Raw genomic sequence first — 17,148 nt, 5'->3', positions numbered from 1 at the left:
AATTGACAGGGTTTACGCAAAAATTACAGAGACAGAGCATAGTGTATAACCAACCCGCGAACCATCCGGAGCGACCGCGTGACATCTGCTGCCAGATTGCTGGAGACCTGTTTCCTCAGCCTCTACCGCCTTAGTTGCCGGATTTATCGTCCAATGCGTCACTTTGCAGGTGCTGCCATATTGGCGGTCTTCGCGCTCACGGTGGCCGCTGTGGTGCAGGTTTATCCAGTCTCCAACTGGGATATGGTCGCCTATACAGCCTCGATCCTTGAAGACAAGATCACTGATCCGGTCGAACTGCACGACACATCCTATGAATTGCTCAAGGAAAATGTTTCGGAGGGCGAGTTTCAGGCGCTGACGCAAGACCGCGAATACCGCATTCGGCAATATGAAGATCCAGCGGCCTTTGGCACCATGCTCGGGTTCTACCGCCTGAAACTGGGATATATTAAAACCGCCCGCGCTCTGTCATCCTTCATGGACCCAGTAAAAAGCTTGCGGCTGATCTCCATGGCCTCCGCTCTTGCCATCGCCGGTCTTCTGCTAGTCTGGCTTGCCCGGAACAAAGCCCTGATGTATGGCCCAATTGTGGTTGCCATGCTGATTGTCACCGATTTCGGTGCATCGGCAGCGCTTCTGACGCCAGATCTCTACGCCTCATTCTTTCTGTTGCTTGCCTGTTTTCTTTATATAGAGCGGCAAGATATTGCGACCGCTGCCTGCCTGATCGCAGCGCTGTTCATCCGTCCGGATCATCTGGCCTTCATCGGCGTCTTTTTCGTCTTCGCCCTGATCTATGGGCCTGGACGATGGATCCTGACAGCGACCTTCATTGTCTGCCTGCTCGCCTATTCCCTCATTTTGAAAGACGAAGGCCATCCGGGCTGGTGGATCCATCTCTGGTTCACCCATGTGGAATACGTGCCAACGCTCGAAGGCTTCGATCCGCCGTTCTCACCGTTGATTTATCTGCAGATGCTGGTGCGTTCGACTGTTCGCTCGCTGATGAACCAGACCTGGCTCGCCGCACTCTTTGCCCTGGTGGTGTTCTTCACAAAGGTCATCAATCCGGCGCAGATGACGGAGCGCGCGCGGATCCTTCTTTATGCAATTTTCACCTCGATTTGTGCCAAATACATCGTGTTTCCGCATTTTGAAACACGCTTCTATTTCCCATACCTCATGGCTATGGGAATGATCCTGCTGGTGTCCTGGCACCAGCAGGAGCGCCGCAAAGCAAAACTCACGCCCGCCTGACTTCAGCAGCAAAGCAGCCTCTACGGGCATAATGCAGGTGGAGATATTCGACCGCGGAATTCTCGAACAAACGGGTGATGATACCCTCCACCTCGCGCCCTTCGATAACCTCCGCGTCAATCATCGCATGACTGGCGTCGAAAGCCCGGACTGACAATAGGCGGCTAGCGATGCTTTCGGGGATCGTACCCGCCTCCGGCTTAAAGGAGACTGCCCCTGCCTTTACGAAAATCGCATGACTGGCCCGATAAGGCGTATCGTTCGGTTGGTGCTCATAGTGCAGCAGGAAGACCTTCTCGCCGATTTCGGCATCTGCGAGACTGACCCGGCAGGGAAAACCCGGCTTGGTCTCCGCCACATAGGTCTTGATATGCTGCGCTGCGAGGTCCTCTATAGAGAGCTCGGAAAGATAAGAAAAATCTGCGCCTGCAAGCGGCTGAATTTGAAAGGCCATGACTGTCTCCTCAATTGGCTGAGGCGAGACTAATCATGGCCCATCATCAAAACGACCCGATTTGCGAGCGCAGGTTTAATTCTATTGGGTTTGAGCCGTTAACCCATTTCAGCTTCGCGAACGGCCAGCTCGATCTCGTCAACAAGCGCCGGATCCAGGTCCAGCCTCGCCGCCAGCATGGTGAGATAGGCCTGTTCCGCCCTGTGGTCCGGGTCGATGGCAAGACGGGAAGCGGCATAGATTTCGGCAGCGTGTTCTGGCGTGTCTGCACTAGCAACGACCTTGTCGAGATCCAGCGGTGAACGCAGCTCATCCATCAGAAACGCCTTGGCTTCGCTGTCGAGGCCAGCTTCGTCGATTTTTGCAAAAATTCGGTTCTGCTCATCCGCATCGATGTGACCATCCGCCTTGGCAGCCGAAATCATCGCCGTCAGCAGGCTGAGCGCAAAGGCATTTTCTCCGCCTTGGGCCTGAGCAGGATCAAATTCGGTTCCCCGAGGAGCTTCAATCGGAACCGGCTGATCCTGCGGGTACTGAGGACGTTGAGCACCCTGCTGATTGGCCGAATAGCCCTGATAGGCCTTGTAGGCGAGACCAGCGACGAGGGCTAAGCCACCATATTTGACAGCGGATCCGCCGACTTTCCGGCCAGTCTTGGTTCCAAGCATCAGACCCGCAAGGCTGCCAAGTGCCAGACCGCCACCTTGAGACGACAGAAAGTCCTTGCCTTGGGAAAGAAGATCGCCTGACCCGCCATTTCCGGACCTGCGATCAGATGCTCCTGGTGCAGCCCCACCTGCGCCACCCAGAAACTGATCCAGCAAAGACTTCGCATCGAACATCTCGTCACTCCCATTGGCGGCCCGCTCGGGCCAGCTTGATCAAACCCATGCACATTTGGTTCGATCTTGATTTGGGGAAGGTATGCCCCTGCCGCAAGGTTTTGTTGCAGAACTTCGTCAAAGTGGCAGCAGATTATCGTCTTTCAGGGTTTCCATCGCGATGGACGAGCGAACATTCTGGACAGCATCATGAGGCAGGAGTTCATCGTTGATGATCCGGCCCAAAGCCTTCAGGTCCTTAACCACCACCTTCAGCATGTAATCGACGTCCCCGGTCAGCGTATGAGCTTCTTGTACTTCGGGCATGGTCGTCACCATTTCGCGGAACCGGCGGGCATTCTCTCTGCTGTGCGCACCTAGCGTCACACCAACATAAGCCGTCACGCCAAGGCCCAGCGCATCTGGGTCCAAACTGGCGCGATAACGGCGAATAACCCCATCCTGCTCCAACTTCTGACGTCGACGCGACAGCTGGCTGGCGGAAAGACCAATCTTCTCGCCAATCTCCTGATTGGTCAAAGCTGCATTCTCCTGCAAGACGCGCAAGATTTTCAGATCAAAGCCATCAAACGCACCAGACATGCATATATCCATCAAATTTCGTGACATTAGTGCATCATCATACGAAGTTTCACGGACTTTGCACACACTTTGCGCCCCAGTACGCGCATTGTGGCAGCTACATGAGAGAGGACAGGAGGCACCCATGGGTCCATTTCCGCACGACGCGCCGGTCGCAAAAGTCACCGAAGACAATCCTGCCGGAACAGACGGCTTTGAATTCGTCGAGTTCGCTCATCCTGAGCCTGAAAAACTCGCGGAACTATTCACCCGCATGGGCTACAGCGAAGTTGCGCGCCACAAAACCAAGAAGATCTCCGTCTGGCGTCAGGGCAACATCAACTATCTGGTCAACGCCGAGCCTGGCAGCCACGCCATGCGATTTGTCGATGATCACGGTCCCTGCGCTGCCTCGATGGCCTGGCGCGTTGTCGATGCCCAACATGCCTTTGAGCGCGCCGTGTCCAAGGGCGCCGAGACTTATGAAGGTGACGACAAAGCGCTAGATGTTCCGGCGATTGTCGGCATTGGCGGATCTCTACTCTATTTCGTTGACACCTATGGCGACAAGGGCTCAGCCTATTCGCAGGACTTTGAGTGGCTGGGCGAAGCCGATCCAAAGCCTGAAGGCGTCGGATTCTATTATCTCGATCACCTGACTCATAATGTTTATCGCGGTAACATGGACAAGTGGTGGGCCTTTTACCGCGACCTGTTTGGCTTTACCCAGATCCACTTTTTCGACATTGATGGCCGGATCACAGGCCTTGTCAGCCGCGCGATTACATCCCCTTGTGGCAAGATCCGAATTCCGCTGAATGAGTCCAAGGACGACACAAGCCAAATCGTTGAGTACCTGAAGAAGTATAAGGGTGAAGGCATCCAGCATATCGCTGTCGGCACCGAAGGTATTTACGATGCCACCGATAAGCTTGCCGAGAATGGCTTGAAGTTCATGCCCGGTCCGCCAGAAGTCTATTATGAAAAGAGCTCAGACCGGGTTCAAGGCCACGACGAACCAATCGACAGAATGAAGAAACACGGCATTCTGATTGATGGCGAAGGCGTCGTGAACGGCGGCATGACCAAGATCCTGCTGCAGATCTTCTCAAAGACTGTGATCGGGCCGATTTTCTTCGAATTCATTCAACGCAAAGGCGATGAAGGCTTCGGTGAGGGCAATTTCAGGGCTTTGTTCGAGAGCATTGAGGAAGATCAGGTCCGCCGCGGCGTCATCGAAGCTGCCGAGTGACCTGAGACCCAATCATAAATGCAAAAAGGGAGCGATCTTTTCAGATCTCTCCCTTTTTCATATGGCCTCAATCAACAGTGAAGAATTTCGCCTCAGGCGACCTTGGCTTCCAACACGTCCCAGACCTTGGCCGCGATGTCGGGACCGCCGAGCTTTGCCACGGCACGGATACCGGTGGGGGCAGTGACGTTGATTTCCGTGAGCCGGTTATCAATCACATCGATACCGACCAGAATCAGGCCCTTTTCCTTCAGCGAAGGGCCAAGACGGGCGCAGATTTCGCGTTCTTTTTCGGTGAGCTCAGATTCGTGAGCTGCGCCGCCACGCACCATGTTGGAGCGAAGATCCCCCTTGGCCGGCACCCGGTTGACTGCCCCTGCAAATTCCCCATCAACCAGCAGGATACGCTTGTCGCCGTGTTTCACATTGGGCAGGAACTGCTGGATGACCCATGGCTCGCGGAAAGTCGCAGCAAAGAAATCATACAGAGAGCCGTAGTTCAGGTCGTCCTGCGTGATGCGGAACACGGCCGCACCGCCATGGCCGAACAGCGGCTTCATGACGATATCGCCATATTCATCGCGGAACCGGTCAATTTCAGACCTGTCCCTGGTGACCAACGTTGGCGGCATAAGGTCGGCGAATTCGGTGACGAACAGCTTTTCGGGCGCATTGCGCACTTCCGCCGGATTGTTCACCACCAGCGTGTTCGAGTGAACCTTCTCCAAAAGATGGGTTGCAGCGATATAGGCCAGATCAAACGGCGGATCCTGGCGCATCAGAACCACATCAACATCGGCCATGTTGAACCGTTGTTTTTCGCCCAGCGTGAAGTGATTGCCCACTTCGTCCCGCACAGAGACTGGTTCGAGGGCACAGAAGACGTCGTTGCCGATCATGGCCAGACGGTCCGCCGTATAATGATACAACTCATGACCACGCGCCTGAGCTTCCAACATCAAGGCAAAAGCACTGTCGCCAGCAATGTTGATCGAAGAAATATGGTCCATCTGGACCGCGACCTTAAGGGCCATATGAGACGTCTCCCGGCAGGGGCGCGTCAAGCGCGCGGAGGGATTATGGTTCGGTTGGTCCAGATATGCGGTCGCCCAAGCGCTTTGTCTAGAGGGGCGAACGTCTCAACCTTGCCAGAGCCATTTTCGAACCTGTCTAATTCTCGGCTGGAAACGCATTGATGATCCGTTCAGGCCAGCGCCATGGCCGGATGATCATGACGTCAAAGCGCAGGGTGAAGAGCCCTGCCTTGGGATGTTCGGTGATGAAAATCTTCGCCGCCTTGACGATCCGACGTTGACTGGCAGGCGTCACCGCGTCCATGGCCGCCTCCCGGCTCCGGCGTGCCTTGACCTCAACAAAAATGACTGTCTTACCCCGTTTGGCAATGAGATCGATTTCGCCGACTTTTGTTTTGTAGCGACGTTTCAGGATCCGCCAACCCGTCAGCTGAAGCGCCAGCGCTGCCCGAAACTCTCCCGACAGACCCAATTTGTGAGCCTGTTGGCGTTTGTTCCTGCCCTGATTTAGAGGCTGCACATGGCGCTTTAAACTCATCTCAGGAGGCAACCTCCGACTTCAAATCCAGCGCACGCTTGTAGAGTTCATTCCGATCGAGGCCTGTCTGTTTTGCCACTTTCTTGGCGGCAGTGCTGACCGGCATGTCTGCCATCGCCACGATCAAAAGCGCATCCGCGTCAGCTTCATCTGCTTCCGGCTTTTCCTCGGGCGGCGCGATCAGGATCACAATCTCGCCCTTCGGCGCATCGCCTGAGAAGGTCTGAGCAAGCGATGATAATGTTCCACGCTCGAACGTCTCGAAGCGCTTGGTAAGCTCACGCGCTACAGAGGCTTCCCGGTCCGCACCCATGACCTCAACCATAATGGCCAATGTTGCGCCAAGACGGCGCGGAGATTCATAAAGTACCAACGTCGCCGGGATCACAGACAATTCCGCCAACCGTGTTTTTTTCTGCCCTGACTTTGTCGGTAAAAACCCGGCGAACAGCAGCGTATCGCTAGGCAACCCAGACCCGACAAGACCCGCCAAAAGAGCAGACGCCCCTGGGATCGGGATCACATTATACCCCGCCTCAACCACATCACGCACCAACCTGTAACCCGGATCAGAAATCAACGGCGTTCCAGCATCACTTACCAGAGCCACTGACCCGCCCCCCTCCAGGGTCTCAAGTATTTTCGGGCGCTGTCTGTCAGAATTGTGCTCGTGATAGGGCATCAGCGGTGTTTTCAGACCATACCGATGAGTTAGCGTGCCCGTGACCCTTGTATCTTCACAAGCAATCACAGCAGACGCTGCCAAAGTTTCAAGAGCCCTTACGGTGATATCGCGCAGGTTGCCAATCGGCGTTGAAACGATATAGAGCGCCGGCTCCAGGCGTGGCGCGGAAAAAGAATGTTCCGACAGGATGTAACGGCGGCTTTCAGCGCTTTCAGCAGGGGTCATGTAAATCTCGGTTCAGACATGCCACAGAAAAGCAGATTTTCACGGGCAGTCTCGGCATCTATTGGGAACAGGCTATCTGGCCAAAACGTGTGTTCGTGACCTAATGGTGGCTGATGCAGCCCGCAAGCGCAAATCCTCATGCTGGCCACCATCATCATCAAACCGCTCGCAACTGACCACAAACAATATAGAAACTGGCCGAAAACTAGACAGGCGCCTGCCAAATACGTAAGTGTTTTAAATAAAATTAAGGAGACGGTTTTGATCGACACAGGCGTATTGGCCGGATTGGCGCGGATCACAAAGAAAGTGCAGTCGTCCGTGTTTGCAGGATGCGCTTTATTGAGCGCACTTGTGCTTGCCGGGTGCATGGGCTCAAACCTTGGATCTTATCCGGGGCCATCGATCAACTCGGGCGAACCAACCGCCGCCACAGGCGAAGTCATTGGCACTGGCACCGTGCGTGTCGGCCTGCTTCTGCCCATGAGTGGTGGCGGCAGCGCAACCTCAATAGCAACCGTTTTCAAAAACTCGGCTGAGCTCGCACTCGCCAACTTTCCAAATTCCGATATCCAGCTTCTGGTCAAAGACACCGCAGGCACTGCGCAGGGCGGACGCGCTGCAGCCCAGGCCGCCATTGCAGAAGGCGCAGAGCTGATCCTCGGACCCGTCTTCGCACCCGCTGTATCTGGAGCTGCCGCTGTTGCACGCGCCTCCGGCGTTCCAGTGGTGGCGTTTTCAACCGATGTTTCGGTGGCTGCACGCGGGACATATCTTCTAAGCTTCCTGCCACAGAATGATGTGAAGCGGATCATCGGCTACGCGGCAAGCCAGTCTAAACGCTCTTTCGCAGCACTGATTCCAGAGGGAACATATGGTGCCGTGATAGAAGCCGCCTTCCGACAGGAGGTCGGACGAACAACAGGCCGCATCGTCTCAATCCAGCATTACAAGCTGGAAGGTACCGACAGTACGGATCTTGTTGCAAAAACCAACGCCTTGGCCTCATCAATGAAACAGGTCGATGCACTGTTTATTCCTGCCGGTGGCGGCGTCGCACCACTGGTGGTTCAAACCATGACCGCCAATGGAACCAATATCGGTTCGGTCAAGATGCTCGGTACCGGCCAGTGGGATACAGCCAGCATGCAGTCCAACCCTCTCATGGCTGGTGGCTGGTATCCGGGGCCTGAAACCACAGGCTTCAAAGCTTTCTCAAGCCGCTATCAGGGTGCCTATGGATCCGCACCACCTCGCAATGCGACCCTGGCCTATGATGGCGTAACACTTGCTGCAGGCTTGGTTCGCTCCGCTGGTCCCCAGCGCTTTGCAACGAGTATCCTCACCAACAAGGATGGTTTTCTCGGCATCGACGGCTTGTTCCGCTTTTTGCCCAATGGCCAAAATGAACGAGGCTTGGCTGTCTTTCAGCTGACCGGATCAGGCAAACAGGCCATCTCTCCGGCGCCTCGCGATTTCCGGACCGGAAACTGATCGACGACCGGGAGTGATGATGGATGCTGAACAATACCCGTGTGGTACTGATCATTTCAGGTGGCATAGCCGCCTATAAATCGCTCGATCTTATTCGGCGTCTGCGCGAACGTGGCGCCACGGTTCGAGCCGTATTGACCAAGGGCGCACAGCAATTCATCACACCGCTGGCCGTCGGGGCCTTGACCGCTGAGAAGGTCTACACCGAGTTGTTCGACCGGGAGGCAGAACAGGATGTTGGGCACATTCGACTTGCCCGTGACAACGACCTGATCCTGATTGCCCCGGTGACAGCAGACTTGATGGCCAAAATGGCCCACGGCATTGCCGATGATCTGGCGACAGCAGTCTTGCTTGCCACAGACAAGCCCGTGTTGCTGGCACCTGCAATGAACCCGAAGATGTGGGCCAATCCGGCGACTGCCCGAAATGTGGCCGCACTGAAATCCGATCGTTGTTCATTCATTGGCCCCAAGGCAGGTGAAATGGCGGAAAGCGGCGAGGCCGGAGTTGGCCGCATGGCCGAACCACTGGAGATTGTAGCCGCTGCCGAGGCTCTATTATCAGAACATGTGCAGCAGACTGCAGAAACGCTGCCGCTGTCAGGGCGTCATATGGTTGTGACTTCTGGCCCGACTCATGAACCAATTGACCCGGTTCGCTACCTTGCGAACAGATCCTCAGGCAAACAGGGTCATGCCATTGCAGCAGCAGCTTCTGCTGCCGGTGCAAAGGTTACTTTGGTGTCCGGACCGGTCAATTTACCAGACCCGGCAGACGTCACAATGATCCATGTGGAAACTGCAGCCGAAATGCTCTTGGCTGTTACAGAAGCCCTTCCGGCGGATGTGGCCATCATGAGCGCCGCAGTCGCCGATTGGCGCGTTGCCAGCGAAGGCCAGCAGAAGATCAAGAAAGATGGTTCAGGCGCGCCGCCTTCTCTCAATTTGGTCGAGAACCCAGACATTCTGGCCACCATTGGTCATCACGAGAGCCTGCGGCCCAGTCTGTTGATCGGCTTTGCTGCAGAAACACAAAACCTTCTGGAAAATGCCAAAGGCAAACTGGAGCGAAAGCGCGCAGACTGGATTGTCGCCAATGACGTCAGCCCGGAAACGGGCATCATGGGCGGTGATCGCAACACCGTGCGCATTGTCAGCGCCGATGGCGTTGAAGACTGGCCTGCTCTGGACAAGACTGAAGTCGCCCGCCGTCTTGTTTCGCGCATAGCCACACACATTGGTCCCGCAAAGAGCTAGATCAGACTGCTTCTGCCACCGGAAAGCGGAAATAGCTCATGCTCAGGGAACCGTGAGAATAACTACGATGAAGCAGCTCGGCGGGAACATTGGTTCCTGCAGCTCCCATGGCGAAGAATAAGGGGAGAAAATGCTCTTCTGTTGGGTGAGCCAAGCGAATACCGGGCACGGCTTCAATATCTGAAAACCAGCTGATATCAGCTGCTGCCAAACCCTCATCAACCCAAGCGTCAAAATCAACCGCCCAGGCAGCCGGCTCGGAGCCCTCTGGAGCTATCTCGCGCAGATTGTGCGTCGTACTACCCGATCCGATAATCTGGATGCCCTGCATAGCAAGAGGGGCAAGGCCTCGACCAAGGGCATGAATTGTTTCTGGCGTGCTGCCAAAGGGCACAGATAATTCAACAACCGGCACAGACAGCTCCGGATAGACAAGACTGAGCGGAACCCAGGCACCGTGATCCAGCCCCCAGCTTGCATCTTCGCGTGCAGCAATCTTGCTACCACGCAATTGGTCCATGACAAGAGACACCAGATCCGCGTTGGCTTCGGCAGGGTATTGAATTTCATAGAGATCAGGCGGGAAACCGCGAAAGTCATGGATCGTCTTCAGCTTGCCCGCAGCAGACACGCGCTGCCCGCGGGTCTCCCAATGCGGTGAAAGAATGACGATACCGCGAATGTTAGGCAGATCCCTTGCCAGTTTAAGCAAAAAGCGTCGAGCTGGGATGTCGCTGAGTGCCAGCATGGGCGACCCATGAGCAAGAAACAGCGGCGCAACAGCACCAGTCTGCTTATTTTCAGCCCTGTCGGTTATTTTTCGCGAGCCAGTCATGGCTTTCTCCATCTGAGACAGCGATGCAGCGCATCGCCTATCTTGATAGAGATTGGGGCCATTACCCCAGACTTAGAAGGCCTTTATTCTCAATAGAATAGTTCACATAAACTGAACAATCAAACTAGCGGCCAAGACTTCAAAAAAATGCCGCCGCAGGTAACCCGCGACGGCATAAAACTCACATCAACAAACTATCAGAAGCCAATGTTGATGAGCTGAACGCGCCGATTGACTTCGGAATCAGGCTTGGCTGGATCGCGAAGCTGCTCTTCGCCCAAGCCAACAGCAGCAAGCTGCCCTGCTGGAACCCGGAAGGTCGTGATAAGAGCATCGCGAATGGCATCTGCCCTGCGCTGTGAAAGCTCAAGATTGTACATCCGGTCTCCTTTCGCGTCAGTATGACCCACAACGAAGAACCTCTGACCAGCGAGATAGGGTGTATGCAGCGCATCGGCGATAAGGCCGACAGTCTCATAAGAAGCTGGCCGAATACGTGATGAGTTAAAGTCGAAAGTTACTTCGAGATTAAACTGACGCAGCTGTGCCAATTTCGCGGCCAACGGCAGCACTTCAGTGGAGTTGTCTCCCGGATACTTCTTGATCTGGTCAGCAGCAGCCTGACGCAGCTGATCAGCAGTGATCTCAACCTTTTGCTGCGCACCCTGCAGAGAATTGATGATCTCGTTGCGCGACAATTTGGTTTGGGCGAATGGGGCAGACAGGCTCATGCATAGAGCAATGGCAAAGACTGCCAGGCCTGTAGAACGGAGCGAAATTGATGTCATGACATATCCTCAAACAAGGCGAGTCGCCTTAACGGAAACCAGCGAGGTCGATAGCCTCGTTACATTTTTTGCTGACGACCTTTTGAGCCTTCAAAATACAGCGCAGCTGATTGCCATTGCCCGGCTTCACCAACTTACAATATTGCTGAATATCTCTGTTGCACAACTCTGGAACGGCTGCCTGCGCCAAAAAGCGCGCCTCAAGCAAAGCAGTCACGGCAACCCGGTCCGTGTTACACTGAGCTGATATTTTTGACTGGTTCTCTTGAAGGCAAAGACCAATTTCGTTGTTGCCGAGATTTGCCTTTTTGCAATACGTATTAATATCCTTGCCACAACTGTTGGCCAATATTTTGATTGCGTCTGCAAAACCAACTGTTTGAGCCGATACAGGGATGGCGGACATCGCCATAATTCCCGCGGCAATCAGAATTGATAATTTCCGCATACATTAAACTCCCGTTTCACTTCGATAAAATATCCAGGTCACTTTTTCACCACAATCACCATGACGCAAGGAAAGTTTCAAAGCTGGGGGCGTAATCACCATATGCTTGACAAGAACCCCTTGAAAAGCATGTGTGAACACACATTCAGAACCTCTTGAGCCGGAGCCTCCATGACTGTTCACCTTGAACTGAAACGCCTGCCCCATGGCGCTGACCTGCCCCTGCCTGCCTACCAGTCTGATCAGGCTGCTGGTCTGGACCTTCTGGCGGCCGTCACAACACCACTGGTTCTTCATTCGGGAAAACGCGCACTCGTGCCAACCGGCCTCTCAATGGCGCTACCAGACGGTTATGAGGGCCAGGTACGCCCACGCTCAGGTCTCGCCGCAAAGAACGGCATCACGGTACTGAACACACCGGGCACCATCGACGCAGATTATCGAGGAGAAGTGAAAGTCATCCTGATCAACCTCGGGGAAGAGCCGTTCACCATCGAACGCGGGGCAAGGATCGCACAGATGATCATCGCACCGGTGCTTCAAGCTAATATTCATGAAGTCGAAAACCTGTCCGATACAAAACGCGGGGTCGGTGGGTTTGGCTCGACAGGAACCAGCTCGTGACAACTCCTGGCCTTGTGATTTTCGATTGTGACGGCGTTCTGGTGGATACGGAAACCGTTGCGAACCGGGTGCTGGCAGAGGTCATGACAGACCTTGGGGTTCCAATGGACGGACCGGCCTGTCAGAGAACCTTCATGGGACGCACACTGGAATCTGTCCAGCAGATGGCAGAGGGCATGTGCGGGCAAAAGCTACCTGCGGATTGGCCTGACCAAATCCGACAAAAGGATCTTGAAGCTTTTGCCGCCGGGATTAAACCCATTGAAGGCATCTGCGACGTTATCGGCTTCTTGAAGGACCGAAGTATACCCTTTTGCGTTGGCTCTTCAGGAAAATACGAAAAAATGCACGCGACACTGGGAAGCGCCGGGCTTTTGGATGTCTTCAAGGATGTTCTCTATTCCGCCCAGGACTGCGCAACTGGCAAACCAGCTCCCGACATCTTCCTTCTCGCCGCCCGAGGCATGGGTGCAGACCCTGCAACCTGTGTTGTGATTGAAGATAGCCTACCCGGCGTTATGGCTGCGCGCAGTGCCGGAATGGCTGTTTACGGATATACGGCCGACCCAGCCTGCGACAAACAAGCCATGCGCAACGCAGGCGCGGTTCTATTTGACAAAATGAGCGCCCTGCCGGAGCTCCTGATTTCGTGATACCTCACAAAAGCGGATTCTAATTCCTCGCAATTCCAACTGATTGCCAGTAATTTCCAAAGATTGAACAAGCCTCAAAAGGCTACTGAATTGGGAGACGACAATGACCGACAAGAAGCCGGGTAGGGGGCGGGTTTACTCCTCCATCACAGAAACCATCGGCGACACGCCTATCGTACGTCTCGACAGGCTGGCCCATGCCCATGGCGTGAAGGCCAATCTTCTTGCAAAGCTGGAGTTCTTCAATCCCATTTCCAGCGTCAAGGATCGTATTGGCGTTGCGATGGTTGAAGCCATGGAACAGGATGGCAAAATCGAGCCTGGAAAATCTGTTCTGGTGGAGCCAACCTCGGGCAACACGGGCATTGCACTTGCCTTTGTCGCGGCTGCCAAGGGCTATCGCCTCATTCTGGTAATGCCGGAGACCATGTCCGTTGAACGCCGCAAGATGTTCAAAATCCTCGGCGCAGAGCTGGAACTGACCGAAGGCCCCAAGGGAATGAAGGGGGCAATTGCACGCGCCCAGGAACTGGTCGACCAAATTCCAGATGCCGTGATGCCGCAACAGTTCGAAAATCCGGCCAACCCGGAAATCCATCGCAATACAACTGCAGAAGAAATCTGGAACGACACTGAAGGTGCCATCGACGTGTTTGTCTCCGGCATTGGAACCGGCGGGACGATCACTGGCGTTTCCCAGGTTTTGAAAGCCCGCAAGCCCGATGTGCATGTGGTTGCTGTTGAGCCAACCGACAGCCCGATCCTGTCCGGCGGCAACCCCGGCCCTCACAAGATCCAGGGTATCGGTGCTGGCTTTGTTCCAGGCATTCTGGACACAGAAGTTTATGATGAAGTAGCCACCGTCGCCAATGACGACGCTTTCGCCATGGCCCGGGAAGTTGCCCGCATCGAAGGTGTTCCCGTCGGAATTTCATCCGGCGCTGCACTGAGTGCTGCGATCAAGGTCGGTCAGCGGGATGAAATGGCTGGCAAAACCATTGTCGTGATCATCCCGTCCTTCGCCGAACGCTATCTCTCGACAGCACTTTTCGAAGGGCTTTAAGCGCTCACCTGCTCGAAACAAGGGCTAGGCAATGAAAAAATACAACGGCAGGAGAGGCACCAAAGCCGCTCCTGCCGTTAATTTCGGGAGGTGGCTCCTAGTCGAGCACGCCTTCTGTTGAAAATTCACAGACTTCAGCCATTTTCAAATAGGCAGCCGAAAACCCATTCAGCGATGCGGTGACCAAAAGGCCACTTGGAGTGGTGACGGTCAATTCACCATTACGCCGCATGGCCTGGAGCACCATAAGGCTATCCTCCTGAGACACGCGGCCATTCGCAAAGGCAAAACCTTCATCGTCAAACCCGGCTTCTACCTTGCCTTTGATGCTGTCGCCATCATCGAACGTAAAGAAGACCGCCTCATCATTTTTCATGAGCGTTGAGTGGCCGCGTATGGCCCGCTCTGTAGCCGTGACATCCGGAAAGCTATACGGAGGGCCAGCATCTCCGGTGAAGAATGTTGCGGAAACAGTGGGAAGGCCATCGCCGCCTGTGAAAATCACACATTGCTTGAAATCGTCTTCTACCGATTCGACTTTCTCAACCGAAACATTCCAATCCTTGTAGCTCCAGAAATCCTGGGCAGTAGCCGTCTGTAACAGAACTGGACCTGCCAGCACGCACGACAAGATAATTCCCAAACAACGCATGTTTAACCCTTGTTCAAAAGTGGCGGAGGTTTCCGCTACGAGATAATCGCAGCATTCACAGCGATCAAGATACCTATAATCTTTAACTGAAACTGCCTTAATTCATCGATGATGTAAAATACGACCAAGGGTATTCATCAGGATCTGAGCGGCCAAAGTACTCGTTGAGCCGGTCGGGTCGTAATCCGGAGCAACTTCAACCAGATCCAAACCAACGATGGAGCCACGCTTTGCGAGTCCATCGATGAACTCCAAAACTTCATAATATAAAAAACCGCCGTGGCTCGGCGTACCTGTTCCCGGTGCAATCGACGGGTCAAACCCATCGATATCGATGGTCAGATAATACCGTGCACCTTTTGGAATGCGCTCCAACATGCCCTCAACACCGAGTTTGCGGAAGTGGCGTACCGACTGGATATCGGAGCCCATCTTTCGTGCATCCTCGTAACCGTCCCGAGCCGTTGACGAGACATTGCGGATGCCAATCTGGCTCAAGCCAGTGACATAGGGCTTTTCAGCCGCTCTGCGCATCGGATTGCCATGACCGTAACGGACACCATGACGTTCATCCACAAAATCGAGATGGGCGTCAATCTGCACAACATGGATCGGCCCCTCCCCATCGAAGGCATTGATGCAGGGAATATTGATCGAATGATCGCCCCCCAAGACAACAGGCAGCGCACCCGCGGCAAGAATTTTGCGCACTCCCGCTTCTATGTTGGCATGGCTCTGGATCGTATCGGTGTGAATGATATCTGCATCGCCGATATCTACGATGCGGGTTGTTTCCGCAGGAAGATAGGTGACGTCATCTTCAAAATCATAAGCCCCGGCATGACCAAATGAAAACAGCGTCGATGCCTCACGGATGCCGCGCGGCCCCATCCGGGCACCGGAGCGCCACTGGGTACCCATGTCGTAAGGCGCACCCAACACCGCCACGTCTGCATCAATCGCATCCCAATCGGCTTGATAGGGAAACTTTCCGAACGTGCAAATGCCAACAAAGGGCAGATTTAACCGCCCGCTTTCATAACCGTGTTTTGTCAAAATTTGGCCCTTCTTTGCGATCCCTGAAGAGATGCTAGAGCAAAATCTGCTTTTGGTGAAACAGCTTGCGAAAGGAAGGCTCTTATTATCCAACGCCAGTGTGAAGGACGTCTGCGATCTCCAATTTAGAAACGATCACCACGCCCCTGGAATTCAAACGAAAAACGCCCAGGAAAACCCTGGGCGTTTATTTGTCAGCTGATCTTCGAGCCCTGGCGGACCGCCTGGAAGTTTCAATTGTAGGTCCCTCAGCGAACGTCGAGAAAACCGATGATCTTGCGGACGTCCTTGAGGACGGGCTCTGCGATAGCAGACGCTTTTTCCGCGCCAATCTTGAGAATTGCATCAATCTCGGTCGGGTCGTCGGTCAATCGGCGCATCTCACCGGTCATTGGCGCCAGCTTTTCGACGGCAAGGTCTGACAGGGCCGGTTTGAATGCGGAGAACTGCTGACCGCCAAATTCGCCAAGAACCTCCTGCTTCGTCTTACCCGACAATGCAGCATAGATGCCCACGAGATTGTCCGCTTCCGGGCGATCCTTCAGGCCATCGACTTCGCTTGGCAGAGCTTCCGGATCCGTCTTTGCTTTCTTGATCTTCTTGGAAATCGCGTCAGCATCATCCTTCAGATTAATACGCGAGAGATCCGAGGGATCAGACTTGGACATTTTCTTGGTGCCATCGCGCAAGCTCATGATGCGCGTTGCAGGGCCGGCAATCATTGGCTCTGTCACCGGGAAATAGATCTGTTCCGGCAGTTCAGGAGACGGGGTCGGATTTGGCACGCCAATCCCCAGTTCCTTGATCTGATTAGCAAAGTCATTGTTAAACTTCTGCGCAATGTCGCGGGTCAGCTCAAGATGCTGCTTCTGATCATCACCAACCGGCACATGGGTTGCCCGATACGCCAGAATATCGGCAGCCATCAGATTCGGATAGGCAAACAGGCCAACAGAAGCGTTTTCCTTGTTTTTGCCTGCCTTTTCCTTGAATTGTGTCATCCGGCTCAGCCAGCCCATGCGGGCGACGCAATTGAACAGCCAAGCCAGTTCGGCGTGCTCGCGCACCTGGGATTGATTGAAAATGATCGACTTTTTCGGGTCAATACCTGCCGCAATATACGCGGCAGTGACTTCACGTGTGGCCGCCTTCAGTTCACCAGGAGCCGGAAAGCCCGCCGTGATCGCATGAAGGTCAACAACGCAGAAGATGGTTTCCATCTGGTCCTGAAGAGGCACCCAGCGGGAAACCGCGCCAAGGTAATTTCCCAGATGAAGATTTCCGGTTGGCTGAACGCCGGAAAACACACGTGGTTGAATCGCCGTCATATTCTGTCCTTTTGCGCAAGAAGCCGGTTGGAATGGCTCTTGGAATGATCAATGAAAAGGTCATACGGCACTGACCGAAGGCCATGCAAGCACTCAG

At 54.4% G+C, this 17,148-nt stretch carries 19 protein-coding genes; 7 read left to right on the top strand and 12 right to left on the bottom strand.

Translation table 11 applies throughout. The features are described from left to right. Nucleotides 1-78 precede the first annotated feature (78 nt). Complete coding sequence (locus V6575_RS13120; RefSeq protein WP_340274888.1) at nt 79-1,260, top strand: hypothetical protein; 1,182 nt, start codon at nt 79-81, stop codon at nt 1,258-1,260. Here the strand turns inward: V6575_RS13120 and V6575_RS13115 are convergent. From V6575_RS13115 to V6575_RS13105, 3 genes are all read right to left on the bottom strand, one after another. Next, nucleotides 1,247-1,714 carry a DUF1203 domain-containing protein gene (locus tag V6575_RS13115; protein WP_340274886.1) on the bottom strand — a complete coding sequence of 156 codons (468 nt, stop codon included), beginning with the start codon at nt 1,712-1,714 and terminating at the stop codon, nt 1,247-1,249. The two genes, V6575_RS13120 and V6575_RS13115, sit on opposite strands and share 14 nt — an antisense overlap. A gap of 98 nt (nt 1,715-1,812) precedes the next feature. Continuing rightward, nucleotides 1,813-2,556, bottom strand: coding sequence for a tellurite resistance TerB family protein (locus V6575_RS13110; protein WP_340274885.1), 744 nt, complete (start codon nt 2,554-2,556; stop codon nt 1,813-1,815). A 117-nt stretch (nt 2,557-2,673) separates the two neighbouring features. After that, nucleotides 2,674-3,138, bottom strand: a complete 465-nt coding sequence (locus V6575_RS13105; protein ID WP_340274884.1) for an Lrp/AsnC family transcriptional regulator — start codon at nt 3,136-3,138, stop codon at nt 2,674-2,676. Nucleotides 3,139-3,262: 124 nt separating this feature from the next. On the opposite strand from V6575_RS13105, the gene hppD reads away from it, so the two are divergent. Then, nucleotides 3,263-4,369: a 4-hydroxyphenylpyruvate dioxygenase gene (gene hppD / locus V6575_RS13100; RefSeq protein WP_340274883.1), complete on the top strand. Its 1,107-nt coding sequence runs from the start codon at nt 3,263-3,265 to the stop codon at nt 4,367-4,369. A 92-nt stretch (nt 4,370-4,461) separates the two neighbouring features. On the opposite strand, the gene gshB is transcribed toward hppD, so the two are convergent. From gshB to rsmI, 3 genes are all read right to left on the bottom strand, one after another. Continuing rightward, the gene (gene gshB, locus V6575_RS13095; RefSeq protein WP_340274881.1) at nt 4,462-5,403 is read right to left on the bottom strand and encodes a glutathione synthase; all 942 of its coding nucleotides are present in this window, start codon (nt 5,401-5,403) and stop codon (nt 4,462-4,464) included. 136 nt (nt 5,404-5,539) lie between these two features. Then, nucleotides 5,540-5,941: a YraN family protein gene (locus V6575_RS13090; RefSeq protein ID WP_340274879.1), complete on the bottom strand. Its 402-nt coding sequence runs from the start codon at nt 5,939-5,941 to the stop codon at nt 5,540-5,542. Nucleotide 5,942: 1 nt separating this feature from the next. After that, nucleotides 5,943-6,851 carry a 16S rRNA (cytidine(1402)-2'-O)-methyltransferase gene (rsmI, locus tag V6575_RS13085; protein ID WP_340274877.1) on the bottom strand — a complete coding sequence of 303 codons (909 nt, stop codon included), beginning with the start codon at nt 6,849-6,851 and terminating at the stop codon, nt 5,943-5,945. 261 nt (nt 6,852-7,112) lie between these two features. On the opposite strand from rsmI, the gene V6575_RS13080 reads away from it, so the two are divergent. Both V6575_RS13080 and coaBC read left to right on the top strand, forming a co-directional pair. Continuing rightward, nucleotides 7,113-8,345 (top strand): penicillin-binding protein activator, encoded by a 1,233-nt coding sequence (locus tag V6575_RS13080; protein ID WP_340274876.1) that lies wholly within the window; start codon nt 7,113-7,115, stop codon nt 8,343-8,345. A 23-nt stretch (nt 8,346-8,368) separates the two neighbouring features. Then, a complete protein-coding gene (gene coaBC, locus V6575_RS13075; protein WP_340274875.1) occupies nt 8,369-9,604 on the top strand; it encodes a bifunctional phosphopantothenoylcysteine decarboxylase/phosphopantothenate--cysteine ligase CoaBC in 1,236 nt (411 codons plus the stop codon). Between the two features lies 1 nt (nt 9,605). Here the strand turns inward: coaBC and V6575_RS13070 are convergent, their stop codons facing one another. The 3 genes from V6575_RS13070 to V6575_RS13060 form a co-directional block, all read right to left on the bottom strand. After that, nucleotides 9,606-10,439, bottom strand: a complete 834-nt coding sequence (locus V6575_RS13070; RefSeq protein ID WP_340274874.1) for a DODA-type extradiol aromatic ring-opening family dioxygenase — start codon at nt 10,437-10,439, stop codon at nt 9,606-9,608. A 197-nt stretch (nt 10,440-10,636) separates the two neighbouring features. Continuing rightward, entirely contained in the window at nt 10,637-11,227 is a 591-nt protein-coding gene (locus V6575_RS13065) for an OmpA family protein (RefSeq protein WP_340274872.1), read from the bottom strand. 28 nt (nt 11,228-11,255) lie between these two features. Beyond that, nucleotides 11,256-11,675 carry a hypothetical protein gene (locus V6575_RS13060; RefSeq protein ID WP_340274870.1) on the bottom strand — a complete coding sequence of 140 codons (420 nt, stop codon included), beginning with the start codon at nt 11,673-11,675 and terminating at the stop codon, nt 11,256-11,258. Nucleotides 11,676-11,846: 171 nt separating this feature from the next. Here V6575_RS13060 and dut point away from each other — a divergent pair, with 171 nt between their 5' ends. From dut to cysK, 3 genes are all read left to right on the top strand, one after another. Continuing rightward, a complete protein-coding gene (gene dut, locus V6575_RS13055; protein ID WP_340274869.1) occupies nt 11,847-12,299 on the top strand; it encodes a dUTP diphosphatase in 453 nt (150 codons plus the stop codon). Further along, complete coding sequence (locus V6575_RS13050; protein ID WP_340274867.1) at nt 12,296-12,952, top strand: HAD family hydrolase; 657 nt, start codon at nt 12,296-12,298, stop codon at nt 12,950-12,952. Before dut ends, V6575_RS13050 begins: the two co-directional genes overlap by 4 nt. A gap of 103 nt (nt 12,953-13,055) precedes the next feature. Continuing rightward, a complete protein-coding gene (gene cysK, locus V6575_RS13045) occupies nt 13,056-14,015 on the top strand; it encodes a cysteine synthase A (RefSeq protein ID WP_340274866.1) in 960 nt (319 codons plus the stop codon). Between the two features lie 97 nt (nt 14,016-14,112). On the opposite strand, the gene V6575_RS13040 is transcribed toward cysK, so the two are convergent. From V6575_RS13040 to trpS, 3 genes are all read right to left on the bottom strand, one after another. Beyond that, nucleotides 14,113-14,667: an invasion associated locus B family protein gene (locus V6575_RS13040; protein ID WP_340274865.1), complete on the bottom strand. Its 555-nt coding sequence runs from the start codon at nt 14,665-14,667 to the stop codon at nt 14,113-14,115. A 102-nt stretch (nt 14,668-14,769) separates the two neighbouring features. Continuing rightward, the gene (locus tag V6575_RS13035) at nt 14,770-15,723 is read right to left on the bottom strand and encodes an agmatinase (protein ID WP_340274864.1); all 954 of its coding nucleotides are present in this window, start codon (nt 15,721-15,723) and stop codon (nt 14,770-14,772) included. Between the two features lie 248 nt (nt 15,724-15,971). Further along, nucleotides 15,972-17,051, bottom strand: a complete 1,080-nt coding sequence (trpS, locus tag V6575_RS13030; RefSeq protein WP_340274862.1) for a tryptophan--tRNA ligase — start codon at nt 17,049-17,051, stop codon at nt 15,972-15,974. Nucleotides 17,052-17,148: the final 97 nt, after the last annotated feature.

The organism is Roseibium algae (assembly GCF_037783265.1).
Taxonomy (GTDB): Bacteria; Pseudomonadota; Alphaproteobacteria; order Rhizobiales; family Stappiaceae; genus Roseibium; species Roseibium algae.
The sequence above is the reverse complement of the archived record's forward strand: the minus strand, read 5'-3'. Positions and strand labels throughout refer to the sequence as shown.

Bases quoted from the DNA above. Each gene is read 5' to 3' on its own strand.
- V6575_RS13115 (WP_340274886.1), bottom strand. From the start codon at position 1,714: ATGGCCTTTCAAATTCAGCCGCTTGCAGGCGCAGATTTTTCTTATCTT.
- V6575_RS13105 (WP_340274884.1), bottom strand. From the start codon at position 3,138: ATGTCTGGTGCGTTTGATGGCTTTGATCTGAAAATCTTGCGCGTCTTG.
- V6575_RS13110 (WP_340274885.1), bottom strand. From the start codon at position 2,556: ATGTTCGATGCGAAGTCTTTGCTGGATCAGTTTCTGGGTGGCGCAGGT.
- V6575_RS13040 (WP_340274865.1), bottom strand. From the start codon at position 14,667: ATGCGTTGTTTGGGAATTATCTTGTCGTGCGTGCTGGCAGGTCCAGTT.
- coaBC (WP_340274875.1), top strand. From the start codon at position 8,369: ATGCTGAACAATACCCGTGTGGTACTGATCATTTCAGGTGGCATAGCC.
- dut (WP_340274869.1), top strand. From the start codon at position 11,847: ATGACTGTTCACCTTGAACTGAAACGCCTGCCCCATGGCGCTGACCTG.
- V6575_RS13090 (WP_340274879.1), bottom strand. From the start codon at position 5,941: ATGAGTTTAAAGCGCCATGTGCAGCCTCTAAATCAGGGCAGGAACAAA.
- trpS (WP_340274862.1), bottom strand. From the start codon at position 17,051: ATGACGGCGATTCAACCACGTGTGTTTTCCGGCGTTCAGCCAACCGGA.
- cysK (WP_340274866.1), top strand. From the start codon at position 13,056: ATGACCGACAAGAAGCCGGGTAGGGGGCGGGTTTACTCCTCCATCACA.
- hppD (WP_340274883.1), top strand. From the start codon at position 3,263: ATGGGTCCATTTCCGCACGACGCGCCGGTCGCAAAAGTCACCGAAGAC.
- gshB (WP_340274881.1), bottom strand. From the start codon at position 5,403: ATGGCCCTTAAGGTCGCGGTCCAGATGGACCATATTTCTTCGATCAAC.
- rsmI (WP_340274877.1), bottom strand. From the start codon at position 6,851: ATGACCCCTGCTGAAAGCGCTGAAAGCCGCCGTTACATCCTGTCGGAA.
- V6575_RS13060 (WP_340274870.1), bottom strand. From the start codon at position 11,675: ATGCGGAAATTATCAATTCTGATTGCCGCGGGAATTATGGCGATGTCC.
- V6575_RS13070 (WP_340274874.1), bottom strand. From the start codon at position 10,439: ATGACTGGCTCGCGAAAAATAACCGACAGGGCTGAAAATAAGCAGACT.
- V6575_RS13065 (WP_340274872.1), bottom strand. From the start codon at position 11,227: ATGACATCAATTTCGCTCCGTTCTACAGGCCTGGCAGTCTTTGCCATT.